We start from the raw sequence: 2,004 nt of genomic DNA on the forward strand, positions 1-2,004 counted from the left end.
CGCTCCACGCGCTCGAGGGTCACCTGATCTCGCTGGGCAATGGCGCGGCCGTACCTGGCCACGAGGCGGGAGACGCCTCCGCGGACGGTCTTGTCGGTGCGGGAGATGGCGCGGGCGAAGCTCGGGTCGAAGTCGGCCATGCGCTCGCCGAGGCGGGCGAGCTCGGAGGCGAAAGCGCTCACGAGGCGCGCCTCGACGGCCTCGGGCGGATCGAAGCCTTCCCCGGCGTTCCGGGCGGCGAGGCGGGCCAGCAATTCGTCCCGTGGCGTGGCCGCGTCATCCGGCGAGAGGCCGAGCCTGTCGAGCAGGCGGCGCACGCGGTCATCAATCACGCGGAACCGGGCGCGCGGCACGATGAGCGGCATCGGCAGGCCCACATGCGCATGGAGGGGCGCGAGCTGCGCGAAGTAGGCGATCTCCCCCGGCCCGCCGACGTAGGCCGCCGTGGGAAGCCAGGTGTCCTGGAGGATGGGGCGCAACAGGGCCGAGGTCGTGAAGCGGAGCGGCTCCCGGTCGAGCCAGCCGAGCAGCTCCGCCGTCGTCACGGTGGCGCCCTCCGGGTGGCCCACGAGGTTCCACGTGTCCGGAGCGCTGGCGGGGTCGAGGCGGTAGCGCGCGCCCTCGGGAGCGTCGGGCGAGAAGAAGCCGAGCGGCGAACCCGGGCGGATGTGGACCTGCTCGGAGAATCCCGCCTCGGCGAGGGCGTGGCCCCGCTCGGCGAGCTTGCCAGCGATGGCCGCGGCCTCCTCGATGGCACGGCGGTGGATGGGCGCGGCGAGGGGCGCGAGGCGCGGGTCGCGCGGATCGAGGAACACGAGCCCCTCGTCCGCGAAGAGGGCCGACAGCACATCGGCGAAGGCGTCCGCCAGCGTCGCCTCGGGACGGTAGGCGCGCTCGAGCAGCGCCAGGAATTCGTCCGCCTGGGGATTGGCGCCCAGCTCGGCGCGGAGCGCGGCGAGCGCCCCCGTGACGCTCGGGCCCAGGTGGCGGTGGGCGACCGGAACGCGCGAGGTGGCCGCGTCGGGCAGTTCCAGGGCCACGCGCAGGGGCTCGCCCGTGGAGCGCGGGACGATGCAGTGATCGATCTCCGGAAGGTCGTGGTCCTCGGTCTGGAGCCAGAAGACGGGGACACAGGGCCGACCCGTCTCCTCGGCGAGGGCGCGGGCGGCGGCGATGGCGGCGGCGGCCTTGTAGACCGTGAAGAGCGGCCCGAGGAAGAGCCCCACCTGCTGGCCGGTCACCACGACGGTGGTGCCGGGACGGGCGAGCAGCTCCAGGTTCCGCTCGCGGGCGGGGCTCGGCGCGAGGCGCGCGTTGCGGGCCACCAGCACGTCATGGAGCGCCGGAGCGACTGGACGAGAGGCCGCGGCGGCCACGGCCTCGGCGCGGGCGGTCCGGTGCCGGAAGCGGTCGGAGAGGAACTCGAGTGCTCGTGGATCGCCACGCATCCAGGAGGCGGAGAAGGAGGAAGCCACGGGCCGCTTGATAACAAGTCCAGGGCACCGGGGACATGAGGATTCCTCGCCCCCGTGCGGTCTCGTTCCTTGTTAGGGTCGGCCCCCGAATGCGGAACCTGCTCATTCTTGGAACGGCGTTGGTCATGAGCCTCGGAGTCTGGTCCACGGCGCTCGCGCAACCTCCCCGGCAACCGCACGCGGGGGAGATCGCCGCGGGCCTCCGGCGCCTCGGTGTGACGGGCAGCGTGCTGTACGTGGCGGCCCATCCCGACGACGAGAACACCCGGCTGCTGGCCTGGCTCGCCGGAGGGCGCGGCCTGCGCGCGGGTTATCTCTCGATGACACGCGGGGACGGGGGGCAGAACCTCATCGGCACCGAGCAGGATGAGCTGCTCGGGCTCATCCGCACGTACGAGCTGCTCGCGGCGCGGCGCATCGACGGCGCCGAGCAGCTCTTCACGCGGGCGAGGGACTTCGGCTACTCGAAGAGCGCCGATGAGACGCTGCGCATCTGGGGGCGCGAGCAGGTGCTGGCCGATGTCGTGCT

The 2,004-nt window shown here is 73.2% G+C and carries 2 protein-coding genes; one reads left to right on the forward strand and one right to left on the reverse strand.

From position 1 onward, the window contains the following. Window positions 1-1,448 (reverse strand): bacillithiol biosynthesis cysteine-adding enzyme BshC (bshC, locus tag VF794_RS10770; RefSeq protein ID WP_331109402.1); only part of this gene is annotated, 1,448 nt, incomplete at its 3' end. A gap of 116 nt (window positions 1,449-1,564) precedes the next feature. On the opposite strand from bshC, the gene VF794_RS10775 reads away from it, so the two are divergent. After that, window positions 1,565-2,004: PIG-L family deacetylase (locus VF794_RS10775; RefSeq protein ID WP_331109400.1), on the forward strand; the 440-nt coding region annotated here is incomplete at its 3' end.

The organism is Archangium sp. (genome assembly GCF_036389735.1).
GTDB lineage: Bacteria > Myxococcota > Myxococcia > Myxococcales > Myxococcaceae > Archangium.